This is a genomic window from Proteus sp. G2626 (genome assembly GCF_009915985.1).
In the GTDB taxonomy this organism is placed as follows: domain Bacteria; phylum Pseudomonadota; class Gammaproteobacteria; order Enterobacterales; family Enterobacteriaceae; genus Proteus; species Proteus vulgaris.
In genome coordinates this window covers 191242-215420 of record NZ_JAABNH010000009.1, presented here as the reverse complement: position 1 = coordinate 215420, position 24179 = coordinate 191242, and the positions used below count along the sequence as shown (strand labels likewise).

Here is a 24179-nt window from a genome sequence, read left to right as displayed (position 1 = left end):
AGTTTTATGCTCGCTCTGCTAAAAATGATTCAATTTCATGACGCCAAGGAACGGAAGATTGTGCACCATGACGTGTAACTGCAATGGCAGCCGCTGCATGGGCAAAACGAATAGCCTCAACAGAAGGTTTGCCTTCTAATATTGCTGTGACAAATGCACCATTAAATGTATCACCTGCGGCAATGGTATCAACAGCTTCGACACGAAATCCTGGAATTATCATGCCTTTCTCTTGCTCACTAAACCATACACCACGACGACCTAAAGTGATAAGCACTTGTTTGATACCTTTGCAATGTAAAATATTGGCCGCTTTTGCGGCACCGGCTTCATCATGTACAGAAACACCTGTTAATATTTCAGCTTCTGTTTCATTTGGAGTGATAACATCAATAAAACTCAGAAATTCGTCGGATAATGGTTGGGCGGGAGCTGGATTTAAAATGACTTTAGTTTGATGTGATTTTGCCCGTTTTGCAGCCTCAAAAACAGTCTCTAATGGTGACTCCAATTGCATTAACAAAGCATCAGCGTGTTCAATAACGTGATGATATTGCTGAAAATGTACTGGCGTTAGTGCGCCATTGGCACCAGCGACTATGCTAATTACGTTTTCACCTTGATCATTTACAAGGATCATGGCTACGCCTGTCGGTGTTTGCGGAATAATACTAATTGCATCGATATGAATATTGTCTGTTTTAAGTTGTGAGATTATCTCACTACCAATCGCATCATCACCGACACAGGCAATAAAGGTAATATCGGCACCACTACGACCACAAGCAACGGCTTGATTCGCACCTTTGCCACCAAAGGCTATTTTGTATTGATGACCAATAATGGTTTCACCTGGTTTGGGGAATTGTGAAATGTTCATAATGTGGTCAACATTGATGCTGCCTAGCACAGCAAGGCGAGGTGTTGTCATAGCCTTTAATCCTTGTAAAACGTGTTGTGATCATTAAAGCCACCACGGAGCATTATCACTCCGTGGTATTTATTGTTGTTATTTTTTAATAACTAACTCAAGTTCGACAGGGATTGTTGGATCCACTTTTTCGCCTTTGAGAATTTTATCAGCTGTTTGGATGCCGATAATACCAATTTGATCTGGGCGCTGAGCAATGGTTGCACCTAACATGCCACGGTTTACTGCTTTGATACCATCATCTGTGCCATCAAAACCTACAACTAATACATCAGTACGACCTGCGGTTTGTAACGCACGTAATGCGCCTAATGCCATTTCATCATTTTGTGCAAAAACAGCTTGAACAGCAGGATAAGCTGTTAATAGGTTTTGCATCACGTTAAGGCCTTTTGTACGGTCAAAATCAGCGGGTTGGCTTGCAAGTACATTCAATTTATGAGCATCAACAGCTTGTTTAAAGCCTTCACCACGTTCACGAGATGCAGAGGTTCCTGTGATCCCTTCTAATTGGATCACTTTGGCATCATTAGCCACTTTCTCTGCAATGTAATCACCCGCCATTTTTCCTCCAAGACGGTTATCAGAAGCGACGTGGCTGACGACTTCACCTTTATTTGCAACACGGTCTAAGGTGATCACTGGGATCTTAGCTTTATTCGCTAAAATAACCGCATTCCCCACCGCATCTGAGTCTGTCGGGTTGATTAACATTAATCGTGTGCCTTTTACGGTTAAATCTTGCACATTAGCAAGCTCTTTAGCTGGGTTATCCATGGAATCGAGCACAACTAAGTCATAACCTAAACGATTGGCTTCTTTCTGTGCACTGTCTTTCATGGTGACAAAGAAAGGATTATTAAGCGTAGAGATAACAAGCGCGATAGATTCTTTGGCCAATGCATTGGCGCTAATTGTGGCGCTTAATGCAACAACAGAAAGTAGTGTCGCCATTTTTTTGAGTTTCATAATATAAGTTCCTGTCGGGGTTCGGATTAAGAGAATAGAGAGTTATTTTTTGTTATCTACCAAAACAGCAAGTAAGATGACCACCGCTTTTACTATCATTTGATAATTTGATGATATTCCTAATAAATTCAGTGCATTATTTAAGAAACCTAAAATAAGTGCACCAATTAGCGTGCCGATAATACGACCTTTACCACCAGCAAGACTGGTGCCCCCCAGAACAACGGCAGCAATGGCATCCAATTCATAACCATTACCAGCCATCGGTTGTGCTGATGAAAGGCGAGCAACTTCAATCACGCTAGCAAGAGCGGCTAATAAACCACAAAGTGCATAAACAATAATTTTGATTTTATCGACACTAATACCGGATAAACGTGTTGCTGATTCATTTCCCCCAAGCGCATAAATATAACGACCTAAACGGGTATGATGTAATAAATACCACGCGCTCAAAAAGACAATCATCATGAGCCAGATTGGGGTTGGAATACCAAACGGACGACCAATACCAAACCAGCTAAAGAGATCAGCATTATCGCTAAAGCCAGTATTAATAGGGCTACCGTCGGTATAAACACGGGTAACACCGCGCAGTAATAGCATCATGACTAAGGTGGCGATAAAAGCTTGAACTTTACCTTTTGCCACGATAATCCCGGTGACACCACCAATGGCAGCGCCGAGTGCTAATGCACCGACAACAGCAACAAGGGCATTGACATCAGCGCCAACCATAGAGGCCGCGACAGCTCCCGTTAACGCAAGTAATGATCCTACCGATAAGTCGATACCAGAGGTTAAAATAACAAGAGTCATGCCAACCGCCATAATGGCGTTAACCGATGTTTGTTGGAGAATGTTGAAGATATTATTTAAGGTAAAAAAGTTAGGACTGAGTGTGGAAACGACAACAATCAGAAGTAACAGTGCAATCAGAGATTTCTGTTCTAATAACCATGCTTTTGAGAACCAACGTTTTGACGCTGGAATTGAATTCGTGCTCATATCAAACTCCTATTTTAGCGTCATATTGTTTACCAACAGCGGCTGCCATTAGCATTTCTTGTGTGACATTGTGAGCTGAAAACTCACCGCTAATACGACCTTCATGCATCACCAAAATACGGTCACTCATTCCCATTACCTCAGGCATTTCAGAAGAAATTAAGATAATGCTTAATCCTTCTTGTTTAAATTTATTGATTAGCTGATAAATTTCTTTTTTAGCGCCTACGTCTACACCTCGAGTGGGTTCATCAAGAATAAGCACTTTGGGGCGAGTCATTAGGCCTCTTGCGATAGCGACTTTTTGCTGATTCCCCCCGGATAAAAAGCCAATGGTTTGATCCATTGAAGGGGTTTTTATATTGAATAACTTAATAAAATCGCCGACGGTCAGTTGTTCTTCTTTATGATTGAGTACGCCCATGCCTCGGCTAAAATAGCGAAGTGCAGTTAGCGACATATTTTCTTTCACTGACATGCCTAGTACTAAACCATCACGTTTTCTGTCTTCAGAGATATAAACAATACCGTGCTCAAGCCCTTCTACCGGCTTTCTGATTTGACAAGGTTTACCATCTAGCGCTATGGTTCCACTCGTTTTAGGTAATGCACCATAGATAATTTTCATTAATTCTGTACGTCCAGCACCCATTAAGCCTGAAATACCCAGAATTTCACTTTCATGTAATGAGAAACTGACATCGTGAACATCTTCACCACTAAGATTAATAACGTTGAGTTTGGTCTTGCCTTGAGGAATATTGATACGAGGGTATTGATCTTCTAGTTTACGGCCAACCATCATTTCAATGAGCGTATCTTCTTTTAACGAAGCGACAGGTTTCTCTCCAATAAACTGGCCATCCCGAAGTACCGTCACATCATCACAAATCTCAAAGATTTCTTTTAAACGATGCGAGATATAGACAATGCCACAACCTTGCTCTCTCAATTCGCGAATAACACTAAACAGTGATTCAGTTTCTGTATCGGTTAATGCATCGGTTGGTTCGTCCATAATAATCACTTTAGAACCAAAGCTGAGTACTTTGGCGATTTCCACCATTTGCTGATCACCAATTGATAATTCAGACACTAAACGGTGGCTACTGTAAGCGAGGTTTAATCGTGCTAATAACTTATCAGCCTCAGCATACATTCTCTTCCAATCGATAGCCCCAAAAGCACGCGTAAACTCACGACCTAAGAAGATATTTTCTGCAATGGTTAATTCTGGGATAAGGTTAAGTTCTTGGTGAATAATGCCTATTCCTGCTTCTTGTGATGATTTAGGACCATTGAAGGAGCAATGTTCACCTTGATAAATGACTTCCCCCGCATCTTTTTTATAGATACCGGTGAGTACTTTCATTAATGTTGATTTGCCTGCCCCATTCTCACCGACCAAAGCCATTACTCGACCAGGGTAAATTCGTAGAGTAGCGCCTGATAGTGCTTTTACACCAGGAAATGACTTATCAATATCTTTAAGTTCGAGTAAAGGTTCCATATTGTCCTCAGAAAGTCACACCAGAAAACAACACAATATTGGCATAAGGTGTACATTCACCCGTTCTAATAACCGCTTTATTTTCAGGAAGTTGTTTTTTGAATACTTCATGAAGAACATACGTTATTTGAATAGGTTTCTTCTGCTCTTGCTCTAATAAATTGAGGTAAGAGAGTATTTCATTAAAAAGGGAGGGATTAATGGTCTTAATTTCTTCTGCCAGCATCACGGCTTCTATTTGCATTTCATGAGTGACAGTTTGTAATACTGACATAAAGTCAGGTATTCCCTGTGTTAGAGCGAGGTCAATACGTTCGACAGAAGAGGGAATAGGTAATCCGGCATCTGCAATGGTGATTTTATCAGTGTGTCCTAAACGTGAAATTACGCTAGAAATAGGACTATTTAGTAATACGCCTTTTTTCATATTTTCTCCTCAGCGAAACGTTTCGCTGTGTATATAGTAGAAAAGAAAAGAGGGAAAACAAGTTTGATTTATTCATATTGTGAGCATGATCGAAACGTTTCGTTGGTAAGTAAAAAGAAAGAAAAATCTAACTGGTTGAATAAATTAAAGCTGAATGGATTCAATAAGGAGAACTATTGTTTGCAGTGATTTTCATGAAAATGTGATTTACTACAAAGGTTATAAAAAGCAAAAACAGAGAATCAAAAATGACTATTTTTATATGAACAGGTGAGTACAAATGATGGCTCTCTCCCACTTATAAAGCAGGAGAGGTTTTTAAAGGCGAAAAGTACTCACTATTTAGTTTGATAATCCATAATGGATTTTTCGATACCAATAGCATCAAGTCCTAAATCAGCTCTGATCTCTTCTTGTCCACCTTGTGGTACAAACAGGTCAGGGATACCTAGGTTTAAGACCGGCACTAAGCAACGCTCTTGCATGAGTAACTCATTTACACCACTACCAGCGCCACCCATGATGGCATTCTCTTCTAGCGTTACCAACATATCATGTTGCTCTGCCAGCAAAAGAATAAGTGATTTATCTAATGGTTTGATAAAGCGCATATCCGCAACAGTAGCATCTAGTTTTTCTGCGACTTCTAATGCTTCTGGCAGTAATGTACCAAAGTTTAAAATAGCAATGCCTTTACCTTGACGACGAATAATTCCTTTCCCCATAGGTAGTGCATTAAGTGGTTGTAATGGTGCGCCAACACTTGAACCTCTTGGATAACGTACGGCAACAGGGCCATCTTGATAGTGGTAACCCGTATGAAGCATTTGGCGACATTCATTTTCATCACTCGGCGCCATAATGACCATATTAGGAATACAACGTAAGAACGAAAGGTCAAATGCACCTTGGTGAGTTTGTCCATCTGCTCCCACAATACCGCCACGATCAATGGCAAATAAAACAGGCAGTTTTTGAATGGCAATATCGTGGATCACTTGGTCATAAGCACGTTGTAAGAATGTTGAGTAGATAGCAACAATCGGTTTATATCCCCCAATCGCTAAACCTGCGGCAAAGGTAACGGCGTGTTGTTCAGCAATCGCAACATCAAAATATTGTGAAGGGTATTCTTTTGAGAAACGGACCATGCCAGAGCCTTCGCGCATAGCAGGGGTAATTGCCATCAGTTTTGGATCAGTTGAGGCTTCTTCACATAACCAGTCACCAAAGATCTTGGAAAATGTAGGTCGTGCATTAGGGCTTTTAGGTAATGTACCTGTTTGTGGATCAAACTTAGGTACCGCGTGCCAGCTAATAGGATCACGTTCAGCAGGTGCATATCCACGACCTTTCTTAGTCATAATATGCAGAAGTTGAGGACCTTTTAAATCACGCATATTAGCGAGTGTTTGCACTAACGCAATAACATCATGACCATCAACTGGGCCGATATAATTAAAACCCAACTCTTCAAACATGGTGCCGGGAACAACCATGCCTTTAATATGTTCTTCCGTTTTTTTCAGTAATTCTTTAATTGGTGGAATACCAGAAAAGACCTTTTTTCCACCTTCACGTAAGGTGGTATACAGTTTGCCTGATAACAATTGAGCAAGATGATTATTCAATGCACCAACATTTTCGGAGATTGACATCTCATTGTCATTAAGTACAACGAGCATATCTGGCTCAATGTCACCAGCGTGGTTCATTGCTTCAAAAGCCATACCTGCAGTAATTGCACCATCACCAATCACACAAACTGTTTTTCTGTTCAGCTTTTCTTGTTCAGCTGCAACAGCCATACCTAAACCTGCACTGATAGAGGTTGAAGAGTGGCCGACACAAAGTTTATCGTATTCACTCTCTTCTCGCCAAGGGAAGGGGTGTAACCCATTTTTTTGACGGATAGTATCAATGCGGTCACGGCGACCCGTTAAGATCTTATGGGGATAGGCTTGATGACCAACATCCCAAATAAGATTATCAAAAGGGGTTTTATAGACGTAATGAAGAGCAACCGTTAACTCAATAGCACCTAAACCTGAGGCGAAGTGACCACTTGAGCGGCTGACACTGTTAAGAAGAAATAGCCTTAGCTCATCACAGAGTTTAGGTAAACTCTCTTTTGGTAATAGGCGCAAATCTTCTGGTGTTTCAACCAACGCCAATGTGGGATATTTTTCGATATCAATGCTCATGTGATGCCTATTAATTAATCTCTTGTAATAGGGAAAGAACAGGTAAGCTGCTCTCTTTATTTTTTATTAGTTTTTCCGTTCGACGATAAAACTCGCTAATTGTTTAAGCGTGGTCGTATCGTACTCGTATTGCTCAAGAAACGCTAAGGCATCCAGTGCTTCGTTATACAATTCCTGTGCTTTCTTTTGAGCTTGCTCTAACCCAAGAAGAGCCGGATAGGTACTTTTTCCTGATTCTTGGTCGCTACCTTGTCGTTTTCCAGTTTCTTCAGTACTACCAATGACATCTAAAATGTCATCTTGCACTTGGAATGCAAGGCCAATGGAGTGAGCATATTTATCTAATGCGGGTAATACATCATGACCTTTAGAACCCGCACTATATGCTCCTAAGCGAACAGCCGCACGAATTAATGCACCTGTTTTATGTAAATGGATTTTTTCAAGGGATTCGAGATCAATCGATTTATCTTCAGCTTCCAGATCAAGTGCCTGACCACCACACATACCTGAAAGTCCACTGGCTGTGGCTAATTCAGCAATCATTGCGACGCGATCAGCCATTGATACATCGGGCATTGGGTTTTTTGCTAAGATCTCAAAAGCTAATGTTTGCAGTGCATCACCGGCTAAAATAGCATTTGCCTCACCAAATTCGATATGGCACGTTGGTTTACCTCGGCGTAGATCATCATCATCCATTGCAGGTAAATCGTCATGAATCAGGGAATAAGCGTGAATACATTCTACTGCGGCTGCCGGAGCATCAAGGTTGAGTACTGGAACTTTAAACATTTCGCCAACAGCATAAACAAGGAAAGGACGTAAGCGTTTACCACCTAAAAGAGCGCCATAGTGCATTGCCTTACCTAGAGGCATATCAGCAAAAGGGAGCGATAATAAGGCTTGGTTTAATGCATTATCAACACGCTGGTGGGTGGAATTTAATTTATGACGGAACGCATCCGTACTTGAAGTTGCGTTGCTCAATTATTCTGCCTCTTGGATAAAATCATCAGGAGTGGCATTGTCATCTTCTTTTAAAAGAATACGAACGCGTTGTTCAGCGTCTTGTAATGTTTTTTGTCCAACACGGGCTAGACGAATGCCATGTTCAAACTCATTAAGCGCGTCTTCTAAAGGGAGCTCACCGGATTCTAAGCGGTTTACGATTTGTTCAAGTTCTTGCATAGATGCTTCGAAACTTGGTGCTTGTGCGATGTCTTCGTTAATTGATGTCGTTTTCTTAGCCATAATATTTTTGATAATAAAGCATGTGAGTGCTGAATAATAGCGATCATCTTACTACAACTAAGAAGAAAATTTCTTATTCAGTCGATGATTTTTGCGGGTGAGGCCTAAATATTGGTGATATACTTTGTGACTTTTATAAACTCCAGTCAATTTACATCACTGTAGTTTATGTTTCTACTTAATAACCTATGACCATTGACTATGAAGTTTATTATTAAATTATTCCCCGAAATCACGATCAAAAGCCAATCTGTTCGTATACGTTTTATCAAAATTCTCACTAGCAATATCCGTAATGTCTTAAGTTCAATTGGTGATGAAATCACAGTTGTCCGTAATTGGGATAACATTGTGGTTGTGAGTAAAGATGAAAGTAAAAGTGAAGCAGTATGTGATGCATTAACACGTATTCCTGGTATTCATCACTTTTTACAAGTCGAAGAACATCCTTATACCGATTTACATAATATTTTTGAGCAAACTTTTGCAGCATTTAAGCATTTAGTTGAAAACAAAACATTTTGTGTTCGTGCCAAACGTCGTGGTAAACACAGTTTTACTTCAAATGAAGTTGAGCGCTATGTTGGTGGTGGTTTTAACCAACACGTTGAAAGCGCTAAAGTGAAATTAACCCGTCCAGATGTCACCATTAATTTGGAAATTGAAGATGACAAACTTATTCTGGTGAATGCGCGTTATGAAGGCATTGGTGGTTTCCCAATTGGTACACAAGAAGATGTTTTATCACTGATCTCTGGTGGTTATGACTCAGGTGTATCGAGCTATATGTTAATGCGTCGTGGTAGCCGGGTTCACTATTGTTTCTTTAACTTAGGTGGTTCTGCTCACGAAATTGGCGTTAAACAAGTTGCGTATTATTTATGGAACCGTTTTGGTCGTTCACATAAAGTGCATTTCGTTGCTGTTGATTTTGAGCCTGTTGTCGCAGAAATCTTAGAAAAAGTCGATGATGGCCAAATGGGTGTTGTATTAAAACGTATGATGGTACGTGCAGCATCAAGAGTGGCAGAGCGTTATGGTGTTCAAGCAATTGTTACAGGCGAAGCATTAGGGCAGGTTTCTAGCCAAACCTTAACTAACTTACGTTTAATTGATAATGCGACAGACACGTTAATTTTACGCCCTCTTATCACTCATGATAAAGAGAACATTATCAATATCGCACGTCAAATTGGTACAGAAGATTTCGCTCGCACTATGCCTGAATTCTGTGGTGTGATTTCAAAAAGCCCAACAGTGAAAGCGGTAAAAGCGAAGATCGAAGCAGAAGAAGAGAAGTTTGATTTTTCTATTCTTGATAGCGTTGTTGAAAATGCTAAGAATATGGATATTCGTCGTATTGCCGAAGAAACCGTACAGCAAGTTACTGAAGTTGAAATGGTCTCTGAATTTGGGGCTAACGACGTTATTCTGGATATTCGCTCACCAGAAGAGCAAGAAACGTCACCATTAAAGATAGAAGGAGTTGATGTTAAAGAGCTACCTTTCTATAAACTAAGCACTCAGTTTGGTGATTTAGATAAAGCAAAAACCTATTTACTGTATTGTGATCGTGGAATGATGAGCCGTTTACAAGCGCTTTATTTACGTGAGCAAGGTTTTGAGAACGTTAAAGTCTATCGTAAAAAATAATATATAACGTTTATATTTTTGATAAAAAGCCACTATAAAGTGGCTTTTTTTAATTATACAACTTTTATGTTGGGGAATGTCGTTGCCATTCTCCGGATGATTACTTTGCTCTTATTGCTTGACCATCATCATGGTGCTTGCGCGAGCCCACATTTTTTACAAAATGCTTCATATTTATAGAGCCAAGGGCGTATGTTGGCTCTTAAGCTAGAAATATTATCTAGAACTAAGGAATATATATTAATCTTAAAAAGAGATCAAATTCAAAGATTACTTAAAAGGCAGATTGCAGTAGAACATGTTAATCCTGATCTATTTAATTTTATAGTTGCTGTATTTAATGTTGTTCCCGAAAATAATATTATAATGATTTAATCTATTAATATCGAAATCTGGGTTTATTTTCCAAGAAGAAAATAATGCCGAATTTTTTTTGGGGACTTTTTTAATTATTTCTTTATTTAAATAGCTGTTAATCACTTCATCCACAGTATATTTAATAAATACATTATTGTAAGATATCGATCTTAAACGACGAGAGATCCGTCTTGTCAATGAGAATGGTATTGTTGTCGATAATGGCATAACGATGAATAAAATATCTTCATTTGTTATCTTAGATCTTATTTTATTTAAAATGATTAAGAAAGAAGGTTTAAATTTATATAGCTCACTTATTGTAATTTTATAGTTATAGATTCCTTTTAACGAATATATTAAAGGGTTGCCATCTTTATCGTTATTACTCGACGTTCATGCTGAGTATTTAAAGTAATTATTTTATTTTCAGAAATATCTATACCCGGAAGATTGTATCCTTATATATTAATTGAGTAACTAAATTTGTTTATAATAATATTAGCATGTTGAAAGCATTCTAAATATAAAGAATATCAGGAATGAAACTAGAACCACTTAAACAATATTTATATTTTAAACAGTTCTAGTTATTTTTCTATCTATCCCCGAACCCAGTAAATTCATCTCGGTAATTATAAATACCGGGTGGTAATACAAGTTGTTTGGCAACATCGGCAGCGACTTCTTTACCTTTTAAGCGTTCGATAATTTTTAGTGCAAAATCGATAGATGTTGCGGGCGCTTGGCTAGTAATTAAGTTTACTCTTTCATCAAAATAGACTCGGTAATCAACCCATTTTTTCGGTGATATTTTATCTTTTAATGCAGGGAAGCCTGTCATATTTCCAATAGGAAAAATATTATGAGTTTCAAGAATGATTGCAGGAGCAGCACAAATCGCAGCCACAAGTTTATTTTCACTGTGCATGCGACGTACTTTTTCGACCACTAAAGGGCTATCTCTCAATGTTTCAGTACCTTGTAATCCACCGGGGAGAATAATAACGTCATAGTGATGATCAACAACACGAACTAGAGGCGCATCAGCGACAAGTTTAATACCACGAGAACAAGTGATAACAAGATCATCAACATCATCTTCTGCACTAGCAAGTACCACATGAATGCCCGCTCTTATTAATAAGTCTGCGGTGGTCACGACTTCTGTTTCTTCGCTTCCATTAGCTAGGCAGATGATCGCTGATATGGTCATAATTACCTTCCTGTTGTTTGATAAATTGAAAAAGGTGGTTATTTTCCGGTAAAACAAGGCCTTGCGCTGACGCTCGACGTAATAAATAACCGGTAATATAGTCAATCTCTGTGTGACGTTGATACTTCACATCTTGATACATAGATGAATAATTATTTGCCGTTTGTTCTATGGTATCAATAATGTAGCCATGCAGATGTGTTTTAGACGTAGGGATAACACCTTCACGCTCCATCACTTGATAAACTTCATCACAAATTTTGTGAATATGCTCAGGGTAGCGCAATAAATCCCCATTACGACACTGATAATAAACAGTTAATGGATTAATAACACAATTTACAGCTAATTTTAGCCAACTAATGGTATGGATATCATTGTGCCAAGCAACATCGGGTAATGCATGATGAAGTATTTCTGCTAAATGACTGTATTGCTGAGCAACACTATTTAATGGGCCAATATGTGTTATACCTGTAGCTGTGTGAATAACGTTCTGGCCTTGTTGATAAGCACCATGAGTAATAATGCCTTGCAAAATGGGTCTAGTGATAAGGTGTTGTGTTGCTGTTAATTCATCAGCAGTTCCCATACCATTATGAATTAATAAGATAGGACATTGTGCGGATAAATAAGGTAGAAGTGCATTTACAGCATCTGAGACTTGCCACGATTTTAAGCAAACAATAAGTAATTCGCTTTGTTTTAACCATTCAAGTTGATTCGCGATAATGCGCTGATAAAAAGGCTCACCATTAATATTATCGACACTCACATCTAAAAAAGGTTGTGGCACTCTTAGCCAGCCTTGTACTTCATGAGTTTGAAGTGTTAATGCGGCGATCCAAAGTTTACCTATTGAACCACATCCTAAAACGGTAATTTTCATTGTGCCTCTTCTTTTAAAAATCGTAATAGAGTAAGGCGGTGACTTGCTATCACTAGAGTATCTTTCTGAAATTATAACATTGATTGTGCTTCTCTGTTTAAAGTATGTTTGCTCTTTACTATCAGTATGAATTTGAGTGATAAAGTCGTTATTGAATGTGCAATGCTTTTTTGCAACCTTAAAAGAAGCTATTATTTGGATTGTATTTATTTATTGAGGAAGAAAGAATGCCATCTTTTGATATCGTATCTGAAGTTGACTTACATGAAGTGCGTAATGCGGTGGAAAACGCACAACGTGAACTGACTACTCGTTGGGATTTTCGTAATGTCGAAGCCAGTTTTGAATTAAACGAAAAAGCAGAGTCAGTGAAAACAACCAGCGTATCTGAATTTCAAGTTCAGCAATTATTAGATATTCTGCGTGAGAAAATGGCAAAAAGAGGGATCGATGGTGCAGTATTAAATATCCCCGAAGAAATGACTCACAGTGGAAAAATGTACAGCGTAGAAGCCACTTTAAAACAAGGGATTGATACTGTATTAGCAAAGAAAATTGTTAAGTTAATTAAAGACAGTAAATTAAAAGTACAAGCTCAAATTCAAGGTGAACAAGTTCGTGTTACAGGCAAATCCCGTGATGATTTACAAGCTGTAATGAAATTAGTCCGAGAAGGTGAGCTAGGGCAGCCATTCCAATTTAATAACTTCCGTGACTAACAATTTATTTAGTCATAAAAATGCGCTGTTTATTCAGCGCATTTTTGTTTTCATTCTATAGAAGAGATTAAGGACTCTAATGTTGCTCTCGGTGTTTGTTTGGTGTCCACTTTGATATAGGCGCTTTGCTCATCAGCAATAATCACAACTTCATTAACACCTGGTTGTTGTTTAAATATTTGTTGTAGTTTTTGTTGCTGACCTAAAGACAGATTAGACGGTAATTCAATACGTAAACTGCTAACATAAGCGGGTTGACGTAAGGTTAAACTAATCAAAAACCAAATAATGCCAATCACTAAACAGCCTAGAAATACGATTTGTGCATCATAATGCTGATAAAGCCATCCACCTAAAATACCTCCCAATGCCACACCTAAAAATTGGCTGGTGGAATAAATTCCCATTGCTGTACCTTTATAGCCAGCGGGTGCTTCTTTACTAATTAATGAAGGTAGTAGTGCTTCCATAATATTAAAGCCAATAAAAAAGACCTGAATGCCAGCAATAATTAGCCATAAACTAGAGTCAGAGCTTATTAAAATAACTTGAGCGATAATCAGTAAAAAGATACAGAATAAGAAAACCTGTTTCATTTTACGTTTTTTTTCTGCGTAGATAATAAAAGGCAATACAGTAATAAAAGCGATAAGCATGGTGACAAGATAAACAATCCAGTGTTTTTCTTTTGCTAAACCGGCGCTATTCATAACCAGAGGAAGCGCAACAAATGCAGCCATTAATAAAGTATGTAGTGAAAAAATACCCGTATTCAACTTAAGAAGCTGTGGGTCAAATAAGACTTTTTTTACACTGCCACGGACAAAACCAGATTCTCGATTAAGAATATGGTGTTCACTATTGGGAACGGTAAAAAGCGTAATAAGAATTCCACCAAAGGCAAGTAGGGCGATCCCCCAAAAGAGTCCATGTAAACCAAAAATATGTGTTAAGACTGGTCCTAAAACGAGGGCTAAAGCAAAGGTTATCCCAAAGCTGATACCGATAAAAGCCATCGCTTTTGTTCTATTTTGTTCCCGAGTTAAGTCAGACAGTAAAGCCATAACTGCGGCCGATATGGCTCCCGCACCTTGTAGCGCTCGACCAATAATAATGCCATAAATATTGTCACTCAGAGCGGCAATGAGACTTCCGACAATAAAAATAATTAGGCCGAAAACAATCATAGGTTTTCGACCAAATTTATCAGAGAAGATACCAAAAGGAATTTGGAATACCGCTTGTGTTAATCCATAAATACCGATGGCTAATCCAATGAGTGATTCTGTTGCATGCTGTAGTTGAAGCCCATAAGTGGTTAAAACAGGGAGTACCATAAACATGCCAAGCATGCGAAGAGAAAAAACAGTGCCTAGTCCCCATGTCGCTTTGCGCTCTAATGGGGTCATTTTATTATCATTCATGGATTACCTCGTATTACTGATACCCCATTGTAATGACATTTTATAACGAGGTTAATCAATAAATAGAATGCAAAAAAGCCAAAATTGTACTGATATCTTCTTAAGTCGTAAAAAAGGATAAAAAAAGACCAGTCAGAAGGCTGACTGGTCTTTCGGTTATTTTAATAAATACATTATCTTAGATAAGCAAGGACAGTTTCTGTTGAGCTTGTTGGATCAACCGACATCATTACACTTAATGAAGTGATTGCTACAATAGAGAAAATAAATAATTTTCGTGCCCACACTTTATCATTGGTTGCTTTGTAACCGGATAAAGCCATGCCTAACCACCAAATACTGACGGCTGAAGCGACTATCAGATATTTATAGCCTGCATATCCAACTAATGTCAGCATTAAGGTTGCAATCATAAATGCCAGAATATAAAGAATGATATGGCGTTTAGCGACTGAGATCCCCTTAATAACGGGCAATACTGGAATATTGGCTGCTTGATAGTCTTTAAATCGGAAAATCGCAATGGCATAAGAGTGAGGCATCTGCCACAAACTAAAGATAAGTAATAGGATTGCCGCACCCGCATCAAACTCACCGCTAACGGCACAATAACCGATAACAGGTGGTGCAGAGCCAGATAAACTTCCAATCAGCGTACCGTAAACAGATTTACGCTTCATGTAGAGGCTATAAACCCCAACATAAATAATAAAACCAAATACAGCGATAAACATTGCAAGCGGGTTGGCTGCTACATAGAGCAGCACAACACCTGCAATACCTAATACTGAGGCATAAATCAGGCTAATTCGAGGGTCAATTAATCCTTTAACTAATGGGCGATTCTTCGTTCTTTCCATGATACGGTCAATATCACGGTCAATATAGTTGTTAAAAACACAACCAGAAGCAACGACCAGAGACACCCCAAGTAGAGTCGCGACAAATAGGGGGTAGTCAATTTCACCTTTGGAGGCGAGAAGAAAACCACCTATTACAGAAATTAAATTTCCGAAAATAATTCCTGGTTTGGTGACTTGTAGGTATTGCTTAATCATAGCGACAACTCTTAATCCATCATCATATTGATGTTCAGGTTGTACATAATCCACAACGAGCCTACGACAACAATGCCGATAATAAGCAGTGTGAACAGGAATGCGACGACGTTCCAGCGCTCTTCTGATGACGTATTCATATGTAAGAAGCAGACTAAATGAACAACAATCTGCACAACTGCCATACCGACAACGGTCCATAGAATGGTTGCTGGTGTCGCTGTTCCTTCCATCACCATCCAAAATGGAATAACGGTGAGGATAACAGACAGAATAAAGCCAATCAGATAAGACTTCATGCTGCCGTGGCTTGCGCCTGAAGGAGAAGTATTTGGATGACTCATTACATCGCTCCCATCAGATAAACTACGGTGAACACACAAATCCAGACAACGTCAAGGAAGTGCCAGAACAGACTTAAACAGCTTAAACGAGTACGGTTAACTTCAGTTAAACCACGGCGTGATACTTGGATCATCATAATCACAATCCAAATTAAACCTGCTGTTACGTGAAGGCCGTGCGTTGAAACTAATGCAAAGAATGCAGATAAGAATGCACTGCGATCTGGGCCATAACCTTCTGCAATCAATTCATGGAATTCGTAAACTTCCATGATGACGAAACCTAAGCCGAATAAGAAAGTGACAAATAACCACAGATTAACTTGGCTAACACTGCCTTTATTCATGCTCAGCATAGCGAAACCAAAAGTAATACTACTAAACAGCAGTAAGAAGGTTTCAACTAAAACAAAAGGTAAGCTAAAAATTTCTTTACCAGAAGGACCGTCTGCAATCCCGTTGACAAGCACCGCATAAGTGGCAAATAAGCTGGCAAACAGGATAAGGTCGCTCATTAGGTAGATCCAGAAGCCGAAAACTTTCGTCGCTCCTGCATCGTGGTGCCCATGATGCTCATGGGCGTTTGTGTTATTTACAGTTTGAGTAGACATTATTTTACACCTGCTTTTTTCAGTTCTTCATAATGCTTATTCTCGATAGCTTCAATTTCAGGTACTTGGACATAGTAATCGACATCTGTATCGAAGCTTTTCACGATCCAAGTGACAATCATGCCAGCGAAACCAACGATAGCTAACCACCAGATATGCCAGATCATGGCAAAGCCAAGGACTAAGCTGAATGCTGAAATAATCACACCTGCGCCTGTATTTTTTGGCATATGGATGGGTTCGTATTTCGTTGGGCGCTGGTAAGCAGTGCCTTTTTCTTTTTGATCCCACCACTCATCACGAGTTTGCACATTAGGTTCAACAGCGAAGTTGTAGAAAGGTGCAGGTGAAGAAATTGACCACTCGAGAGTACGTCCACCCCATGGATCGCCCGTTAAATCACGGTTTTGATCACGGTCGCGAATACTTACGTAAATTTGGATAACCTGGCAAGCAATACCGATAGCAATTAGTGCAGCTCCCCCAGCGGCAACTAGCAGCATTGGGTTAAATTCTGGATTGATATTTTGGCTTAAACGACGAGTCATACCCATAAAGCCAAGAATATACAGTGGCATAAAGGCCATAAAGAACCCGATAAACCAGAACCAGAATGCACGAATCCCCCATTTTTCATTTAGGGTGAAACCGAATGCTTTAGGGAACCAGTAAGTCATACCAGCGAAACAGCCGAACACTACACCACCGATAATCACGTTATGGAAGTGAGCAATTAAGAATAAACTGTTATGTAAAACAAAGTTTGCACCCGGAACGGCTAACAGAACGCCGGTCATTCCCCCTACAGAGAAGGTAATAAGGAAACCGATAGTCCATAACATTGGGCTTTTGTATTCGATACGACCTTGATACATCGTAAACAGCCAGTTAAAGATCTTAACCCCTGTCGGTATGGCGATGATCATGGTGGCGATACCAAAGAAGGCGTTTACGTTAGCGCCAGAGCCCATGGTAAAGAAGTGGTGTAACCAAACGATAAATGATAATACGGTAATTACAACAGTCGCACCGACTAATGAGGTATAACCAAATAACCGTTTTTTAGAGAAAGTTGCCGTGACTTCAGAGAACACGCCAAAGACAGGCAGAACAAGGATATAAACTTCTGGATGACCCCAAGCCCATACGAGGTTGATATACATCATCATGTTACCGCCCATATCATTGGTAAAGAAGTGTGTACCAAGATAGCGGTCTAACGTTAACAATGTAATCGTGACGGTTAAAATAGGGAATGCTGCGATAATCAGGACGTTAGTACATAAAGCCGCCCAAGAGAATACTGGCATTTTCATCATGCTCATACCCGGCGCACGCATACGCAAGATAGTCGCGAAGAAGTTAACCCCTGTTAGAAGTGTACCAATACCAGATATCTGTAAACTCCATATCCAATAATCGACCCCGACTCCTGGGTTATATTCCAAGCCTGAAAGTGGTGGATAAGCTAACCAACCTGTTTGCGCGAATTCACCAATACCTAAAGAGATGTTGATTAACAACACACCCACGACAAAGAACCAGAAGCTTAATGAGTTTAGGAATGGGAATGCCACATCACGAGCACCAATCTGTAAAGGTACAACGAGGTTCATCAGACCCACAACAAAAGGTGTTGCCATGAAGAAAATCATGATAACGCCGTGTGCGGTAAAAATCTGATCATAGTGATGAGGAGGTAAGAAGCCTGCTTCACCTGCAGAGGCGAGTGCTTGTTGGCTTCTCATCATAATGGCATCGGCAAAGCCACGGAACATCATGACCATTGCAACGATGATATACATAATACCAATTTTTTTATGGTCAACGCTGGTTAACCATTCGCTCCACAACCATTTCCATTTACGAAAATAAGTTAGTGCGCCAACAACAGCAAGCCCACCAAGAACAATACCGAGTAAAGTGACTACGATAATTGGTTCATGTAGCGGGATTGCATCAAGAGTTAATTTTCCGAACATGCCTTTATTCCTCTGCTCCTGCATGCGCCGCATGGCCCATGTTCATATTCATTGTTGCATCAGCATGTGCTGTCTGATTGCTACTGGTGTGAGCGCCATGACCAGTGTGACCAAATTTAGAAATGGTCTCTTGGAATAGCATTGGCTTCACGCTTGAATAGTAGGTCACTGGATTTTTCTGGCTTGGTTTAGCAAGTTCATTAAATGCAGCAGTGGTATTTAACGTATCTGATGATTGTTTTACTTTCTCAACCCATGCATCAAAACCAGCACGATCAGGCGTTGCTATTGCTGTAAACTTCATATCAGAGAAACCATGCCCACTATAGCTTGCTGATATTCCTGGGTATTCTCCAGGCTCGTTAGCAATTAGGTGAAGTTTGGTCTGCATTCCAGCCATCGCATAGATTTGGCCACCTAAGCGAGGGATAAAGAATGAGTTCATGACGGAGTCAGACGTGATTTTGAAATTAACAGGCACATTAGCAGGAAACGCTAATTCATTGACTGTTGCAATACCTTGTTCTGGATAGATAAACAACCATTTCCAATCCATTGAAATAACTTCAATAGTGATTGGTTTTTCTGTGGACTCTAAAGGCTTGTAAGGATCAAGCTCATGGGTTGTTTTCCAAGTGATGCTAGCCAAAATCACGATAATGATAATTGGCACAGTCCAAACAACGAGTTCAATTTTATTTGAGTGAGCCCAGTTTGGGCGGTAGGTAGCTTTTGTATTGGATTCACGGTAGCGATAAGCGAAAACAATCACCATCAATATTACCGGTATCACAACAATCAACATTAAACCAAGTGCAATGAGGATTAATGTTTTTTGCTCAGCGCCGATAGCGCCTTTGGGATCCATTAACGCCATCTCACAGCCACTTAATAAGAGCGTGGCTACTAATAGCGAAAATGTCCCAATACTTTTTATGTATTTCATAAGTCTCATCCAACGACCTAAATGACAAAGGTTCTATTGTTGTTTCATCAGTATCAGTAAGGACATTTTACGGTAAGGTTGCGACAGTGTAAACAATTGTAATGGTAAGTAAGGTGTTGGTTAGTCTTTTGTGTTAATGTGATCACAAGTAACTGGGTTATTAAATAATTGTTAACTTAATTATTAGATCTTAACGATAATTTCATAAAGTACCATACTTATAAAATAAATACATATTTTTACAAATAAAAATGCAGTAAAAAGTGTAAGAAAACGTATTTTGAGTAAAAAAGTAGCAATAGGGAGGTCGGAGGAGAGTTTGTGAGATAAATTCTTTTTATTTTGACGTTTAATATTTAAATTTGTCTACTACATAATTTTTAATATCGATAATAGATTGTTTGTTGAATGTTTATATCCAATGAGAACATTTTACTTTAAGTGAGAAAAAAGAATTACAGCGGATAAAAACCAATCCGCTGTAATAAAAATTAACAATTTTCTATCAGAAATTATATTTCAAGCTATATACAATACCGTCTTGCAGAAAATTCTCTCCTAGCTTTTTATAAGCATAACGATATTGAATACCAGTAGTGATAGATGTTGTTGGATGCCACCAAATGGCTAAAGCGCCATTAATGCCATTTTTACCTCCATTGCCATAACGTTTATGTCTCTGAAACTCCATTTCATGCCAGTTTGTCAGGCTAAATTTTTGATTTTTTATATTAAAATCATACCCTGCAATCCAACCAGCGACATAACCGTTGTTACCTGAATATTTAGACTGGTCGACATAATGAAGGGCAATAAAAGGTTTGAACCACAAATTAGCAATTTGTGTGTTATAGCCAAAACCGTAAAGTGTATTTACTTCATGGAAGTTGCCACCGTATTTTTTACCGGGAAGTGACCATGTTCCATAAACATGTCCATATAAATTAAAGTTACTATTACCTAAATAAATACGAGCGGTGCTTTTAACGGTATAGCGCTGATTATCTCCTGGCTGAGTTTCTTTTTTATTAAAGGGGTTTTCTAAATCGAAAAAACCATAAAACTCTCCCCATGAAAAATTGGCGCCACCTTCAAGTTCTAAATAGGCAAAATCATCTTTATGGGACGTTTTGCCAGTTTTGTGTGTGGTATGTGTTGTCCAATCTAAGTAGTTAATACTGGTGCTGGCAAATCCTCCTAAATAACTTGCTTGAGAAGATAAAGAGAATGTTGTTGCGATGACAAACAAAAATGGTTTTTTGATCATAAATTTTCTCGATGGTTTATGGTCGATTATAGTTGCGGTGAATGTTTAGCTTTTCTTTTTTATTAGAATAATAAACTATAAAAATCCATTTTCTAGAAATTAGATGTTTAAATGAGATCTGTTTCTGGAATTTTTATATTAGTTTAAAAAATAGGAAGTTTTGTATTTTTTATTTGTTTTTTTCGAGTTAATAGTAAAAATAAAAAAAAGAACACGTGAAAAGAAGAGGAAATTTAAGAAGATAATGATAGAAAAAGGTGCTTAGATTAAAAAGTAATATGAACAGTGAAAAAATACCTCACGACACAAGAATGAAGGGGTAGTATCATTAGTTAATATTTATTTTTATCTTACTTGGAATTTTCATTGTGACCTCATTTGCTGAACTTAACGCACTGCCTGCTGAACAACTCGCTAATCTTAATGAATTGGGTTATTTAACTATGACTTCTGTTCAAGAAGCTGCTTTACCCGCTATTCTTGCAGGAAAAGACGTCCGTGCTCAGGCAAAAACAGGTAGTGGTAAAACGGCGGCTTTTGGTTTGGGCGTATTACAACATATTGATGCAAAACAGTTTAATACCCAATCACTAATCTTATGCCCAACGAGAGAGCTTGCTGATCAGGTTGCAAATGAATTACGTCGCCTTGCTCGTTATTTACCTAATATTAAAGTATTAACTTTATGCGGGGGAGTTCCCTTTAGTATTCAACGTGATTCATTAATTCACGCAGCTCACATTATTGTGGCGACACCGGGGAGATTGCTCGATCACTTGAAAAAAGAGACGGTCACTTTAGATGATGTAAAAACATTAGTACTGGATGAAGCTGATAGAATGCTGGATATGGGTTTTTTTGATGATATCAATGATATTATTTCTCGTATACCAACGGCTCGCCAAACACTACTTTTTTCCGCAACATGGCCAAATGAAATCGCTACAATTAGCCGTAAAATACAGCAAAATCCGATTACTATTGAAATAAATTCAGTTGATGAGCTTCCTGCTGTTGAACAGCAATTTTATGAAATATCGCGTCATGGCAAAATAGGGTTATTGCAAAAATTATTAAGTCGTGAGCAACCCGCCTCTTGTGTGGTGTTCTGTAATACAAAAAGAGATTGCCAAGATGTGTATGAAACACTGACAGAAAGCAATCAGAGTGTGCTTGCATTACATGGCGATATGGAGCAACGGGAACGTGACCAAACTTTAATTCGTTTTTCTAATGGTAGCTGTCGTGTGTTAGTGGCAACAGATGTTGCAGCTCGTGGGCTTGATATTAAAGCGTTGGAAATGGTGATTAATTACGAATTATCGTGGGATCCTGAAGTGCATGTTCACCGTATTGGCCGTACAGCAAGAGCGGGTGAAAGCGGATTAGCAATTAGTTTTTGTGCTCCCGAAGAAATTCAGCGTGCTAATGCATTAGAAGAAATGCTTCATATGAAGATAAATTGGCTACCTGTCCCTAGTGGTCTGCAAATCACCCCACTTGAGGCGATGATGGCAACATTATGTATTGATGGTGGTAAAAAAGCTAAAATGCGTCCGGGTGATATTTTAGGCGCATTAACTGGGGATATGGGGTTTAGTGGTGCTGATATTGGCAAAATTATGATTAATCAGACCCATGCTTATGTTGCGGTAAAACAATCTATTGCTAAACAAGTTTGGAAGCAGTTACAACAAGGCAAAATTAAAGGTAAATCAGTTAAAGTAAGACTATTTAGATAAATAAAATAATCAGTAACTGTTTTTGTTAAGATAAAGAAAAAGGACAGCTTAGGCTGTCCTTTTCTCATTAACATACAGAAATATAACGAAACTAGTGTGTTGTTTTTCTGAGTGCTAAATAATCTAATATTGTACCAACAACGAGACTTACGGCACCAATAATGACACCATATAAAAAGAGTGATGATGCCCAATGACTTAATAATTTAATATTGATTGATTGAATAAAATCAATAGATTGAAATAGTTCTAAGCTTGGCAGTGAGTTAGTAATAACTAGTATTAAGCTACAAATAAAGAAGAGTACGGCCAGTATCAAACCATAGAGAGCAAAACGGTATTGTTTTATAAATTGTGTTCTTCTAAGAAATTCGCCCGTTTTTTGCGTATAAATAAGTGTGTTTTTTGAAATTAGCAGTAGGATAAGACCAGGAACAGAAGCAATGATAGAGAAAATATAAAAGGCTTCCCAACCGTGACTTTCAACATACCAACCTGCAACAGGGCCAACATAAACACGACCTATAGCAGAGAGTGCAGAAAGAAGAGCAAATTGTGTTGCTGAAAAGGAGAGGTGACATAGTGTCATTAATAAAGCAACAAATGCTGCAGTTCCCATACCGCCACAAATATTTTCAAAGGCAACCACAGCACCCATGCTATAAATGCTTTGTTCTGAGACGGCGAGATACCAATATCCAATATTTGAGCCACCTTGTAAAATACCAAAAACCATCAGAGCTTTAAATAAGCTCCAGCGACGCATTAATAAACCACCTAATAATGCACCCACAATAGTGGCAGCAAGTCCTAGTGTTTTATTAACTAATCCGACTTCACCAGCATCAAATCCAGCACCACGAATCAGAAAGGTTGTACTTAAACTAAGGGCAAACGCATCGCCCATTTTATAAAGTACAATAAGTAGTAAAATTAACCATGCATTATTACGAGAGAAAAATTCATATAAAGGCTCAATAACTGCTTCATAGAGTGTACGAGGTGGTTTTACGGCGGTTTCTGGCTCTTGGGCAAGTAGTGTGGCAAGAATACCTACGCCCATTAAGGCTGCCATTAACCAGTACATGTTTTGCCAGCCAATATATTTATCAGCAAGCCAAAGCGCCATTCCGCCAGAAACAAGCATTGCTATGCGATAACCTAATACAGAAACCGCAGCACCAGTACCGCGCTCATTGGCTTTTAATATATCCGTTTTATAGGCATCAAAAACAATATCTTGTGAGGCAGAGCAAAAAGCAACAATAACCGCTAAAGAGGCAAGCCACCATAAATGGTCATTAGGATTTAAAAAACCCATTCCCGCAATACCGAGTATTAACCCTATTTGGGTGAGTAACATCCATCCTCGACGTCGACCAAGAAAAGAAGGGGTATAGCGATCCATAAAAGGCGACCAAAGAAATTTAAAAACATAAGCTTGTCCCACCAATGAGAAGAAACCGATGGTTTTTAAATCAATATTTTCTACTGTCATCCACGCTTGTAATGTACCTGCTGTTAACGCCAGTGGTAACCCAGAAGTAAAGCCAAGTAACAGAAGAATAAATGATTTATACCAAGTGGTTTGTTTGAAGGCGGGCTGAACCATGCAAAATTCCTTTCAACGACCTGTTTTAGACAACAGGCCGTTTATTTTAAATAAAA

At 38.8% G+C, this 24179-nt stretch carries 21 protein-coding genes; 3 read left to right on the top strand and 18 right to left on the bottom strand.

The genetic code is table 11. The features are described 5' to 3' along the window. Positions 1–4: 4 nt before the first annotated feature. The 8 genes from rbsK to xseB form a co-directional block, all read right to left on the bottom strand. Entirely contained in the window at positions 5–931 is a 927-nt protein-coding gene (rbsK, locus tag GWJ05_RS05400) for a ribokinase (protein ID WP_161681153.1), read from the bottom strand. A 78-nt stretch (positions 932–1009) separates the two neighbouring features. Then, on the bottom strand, positions 1010–1900 hold the full coding sequence (gene rbsB / locus GWJ05_RS05395) for a ribose ABC transporter substrate-binding protein RbsB (RefSeq protein WP_036932909.1): 891 nt from the start codon (positions 1898–1900) through the stop codon (positions 1010–1012). A 42-nt stretch (positions 1901–1942) separates the two neighbouring features. Then, a complete protein-coding gene (gene rbsC, locus GWJ05_RS05390) occupies positions 1943–2908 on the bottom strand; it encodes a ribose ABC transporter permease (protein WP_036932908.1) in 966 nt (321 codons plus the stop codon). 1 nt (position 2909) lies between these two features. Then, positions 2910–4418, bottom strand: a complete 1509-nt coding sequence (gene rbsA, locus GWJ05_RS05385; protein ID WP_036932907.1) for a ribose ABC transporter ATP-binding protein RbsA — start codon at positions 4416–4418, stop codon at positions 2910–2912. A 7-nt stretch (positions 4419–4425) separates the two neighbouring features. Next, entirely contained in the window at positions 4426–4845 is a 420-nt protein-coding gene (gene rbsD, locus GWJ05_RS05380) for a D-ribose pyranase (protein WP_036932906.1), read from the bottom strand. 338 nt (positions 4846–5183) lie between these two features. Continuing rightward, positions 5184–7049, bottom strand: a complete 1866-nt coding sequence (gene dxs / locus GWJ05_RS05375) for a 1-deoxy-D-xylulose-5-phosphate synthase (RefSeq protein ID WP_036932904.1) — start codon at positions 7047–7049, stop codon at positions 5184–5186. Between the two features lie 66 nt (positions 7050–7115). Beyond that, on the bottom strand, positions 7116–8039 hold the full coding sequence (gene ispA / locus GWJ05_RS05370; protein ID WP_036932902.1) for a (2E,6E)-farnesyl diphosphate synthase: 924 nt from the start codon (positions 8037–8039) through the stop codon (positions 7116–7118). After that, positions 8040–8303, bottom strand: a complete 264-nt coding sequence (xseB, locus tag GWJ05_RS05365; RefSeq protein WP_052038405.1) for an exodeoxyribonuclease VII small subunit — start codon at positions 8301–8303, stop codon at positions 8040–8042. It lies immediately after the preceding gene. Between the two features lie 201 nt (positions 8304–8504). On the opposite strand from xseB, the gene thiI reads away from it, so the two are divergent. After that, positions 8505–9956: a tRNA uracil 4-sulfurtransferase ThiI gene (thiI, locus tag GWJ05_RS05360; RefSeq protein WP_036932900.1), complete on the top strand. Its 1452-nt coding sequence runs from the start codon at positions 8505–8507 to the stop codon at positions 9954–9956. 955 nt (positions 9957–10911) lie between these two features. On the opposite strand, the gene yajL is transcribed toward thiI, so the two are convergent. Beyond that, complete coding sequence (gene yajL, locus GWJ05_RS05355; RefSeq protein WP_036932896.1) at positions 10912–11529, bottom strand: protein deglycase YajL; 618 nt, start codon at positions 11527–11529, stop codon at positions 10912–10914. Continuing rightward, on the bottom strand, positions 11498–12418 hold the full coding sequence (gene panE / locus GWJ05_RS05350) for a 2-dehydropantoate 2-reductase (RefSeq protein ID WP_036932895.1): 921 nt from the start codon (positions 12416–12418) through the stop codon (positions 11498–11500). Before panE ends, yajL begins: the two co-directional genes overlap by 32 nt. Before the next feature lie 227 nt (positions 12419–12645). Here panE and GWJ05_RS05345 point away from each other — a divergent pair, with 227 nt between their 5' ends. Beyond that, a complete protein-coding gene (locus GWJ05_RS05345) occupies positions 12646–13137 on the top strand; it encodes a YajQ family cyclic di-GMP-binding protein (protein ID WP_036932894.1) in 492 nt (163 codons plus the stop codon). Between the two features lie 50 nt (positions 13138–13187). Here GWJ05_RS05345 and GWJ05_RS05340 read toward each other — a convergent pair whose 3' ends face one another. The 7 genes from GWJ05_RS05340 to GWJ05_RS05310 form a co-directional block, all read right to left on the bottom strand. Continuing rightward, on the bottom strand, positions 13188–14561 hold the full coding sequence (locus tag GWJ05_RS05340; protein ID WP_036932893.1) for an MFS transporter: 1374 nt from the start codon (positions 14559–14561) through the stop codon (positions 13188–13190). A gap of 173 nt (positions 14562–14734) precedes the next feature. Continuing rightward, the gene (gene cyoE, locus GWJ05_RS05335) at positions 14735–15619 is read right to left on the bottom strand and encodes a heme o synthase (protein WP_087803036.1); all 885 of its coding nucleotides are present in this window, start codon (positions 15617–15619) and stop codon (positions 14735–14737) included. An 11-nt stretch (positions 15620–15630) separates the two neighbouring features. Next, complete coding sequence (locus tag GWJ05_RS05330; RefSeq protein ID WP_006535101.1) at positions 15631–15963, bottom strand: cytochrome o ubiquinol oxidase subunit IV; 333 nt, start codon at positions 15961–15963, stop codon at positions 15631–15633. After that, the gene (locus GWJ05_RS05325) at positions 15963–16574 is read right to left on the bottom strand and encodes a cytochrome o ubiquinol oxidase subunit III (protein ID WP_036932890.1); all 612 of its coding nucleotides are present in this window, start codon (positions 16572–16574) and stop codon (positions 15963–15965) included. The genes GWJ05_RS05330 and GWJ05_RS05325 overlap by 1 nt, the downstream gene beginning before the upstream one ends. Beyond that, on the bottom strand, positions 16574–18556 hold the full coding sequence (gene cyoB / locus GWJ05_RS05320; protein WP_087802972.1) for a cytochrome o ubiquinol oxidase subunit I: 1983 nt from the start codon (positions 18554–18556) through the stop codon (positions 16574–16576). The genes GWJ05_RS05325 and cyoB overlap by 1 nt, the downstream gene beginning before the upstream one ends. 4 nt (positions 18557–18560) lie before the next feature. Beyond that, positions 18561–19511, bottom strand: a complete 951-nt coding sequence (cyoA, locus tag GWJ05_RS05315) for a cytochrome o ubiquinol oxidase subunit II (protein ID WP_036932888.1) — start codon at positions 19509–19511, stop codon at positions 18561–18563. A 496-nt stretch (positions 19512–20007) separates the two neighbouring features. Continuing rightward, positions 20008–20769, bottom strand: coding sequence for a nucleoside-specific channel-forming Tsx family protein (locus GWJ05_RS05310; RefSeq protein ID WP_036932887.1), 762 nt, complete (start codon positions 20767–20769; stop codon positions 20008–20010). Positions 20770–21137: 368 nt separating this feature from the next. On the opposite strand from GWJ05_RS05310, the gene dbpA reads away from it, so the two are divergent. After that, positions 21138–22511 (top strand): ATP-dependent RNA helicase DbpA, encoded by a 1374-nt coding sequence (dbpA, locus tag GWJ05_RS05305; protein ID WP_036932886.1) that lies wholly within the window; start codon positions 21138–21140, stop codon positions 22509–22511. A 91-nt stretch (positions 22512–22602) separates the two neighbouring features. On the opposite strand, the gene ampG is transcribed toward dbpA, so the two are convergent. Further along, positions 22603–24123 (bottom strand): muropeptide MFS transporter AmpG, encoded by a 1521-nt coding sequence (gene ampG, locus GWJ05_RS05300; RefSeq protein ID WP_103005032.1) that lies wholly within the window; start codon positions 24121–24123, stop codon positions 22603–22605. Between the last annotated feature and the right edge of the window lie 56 nt (positions 24124–24179).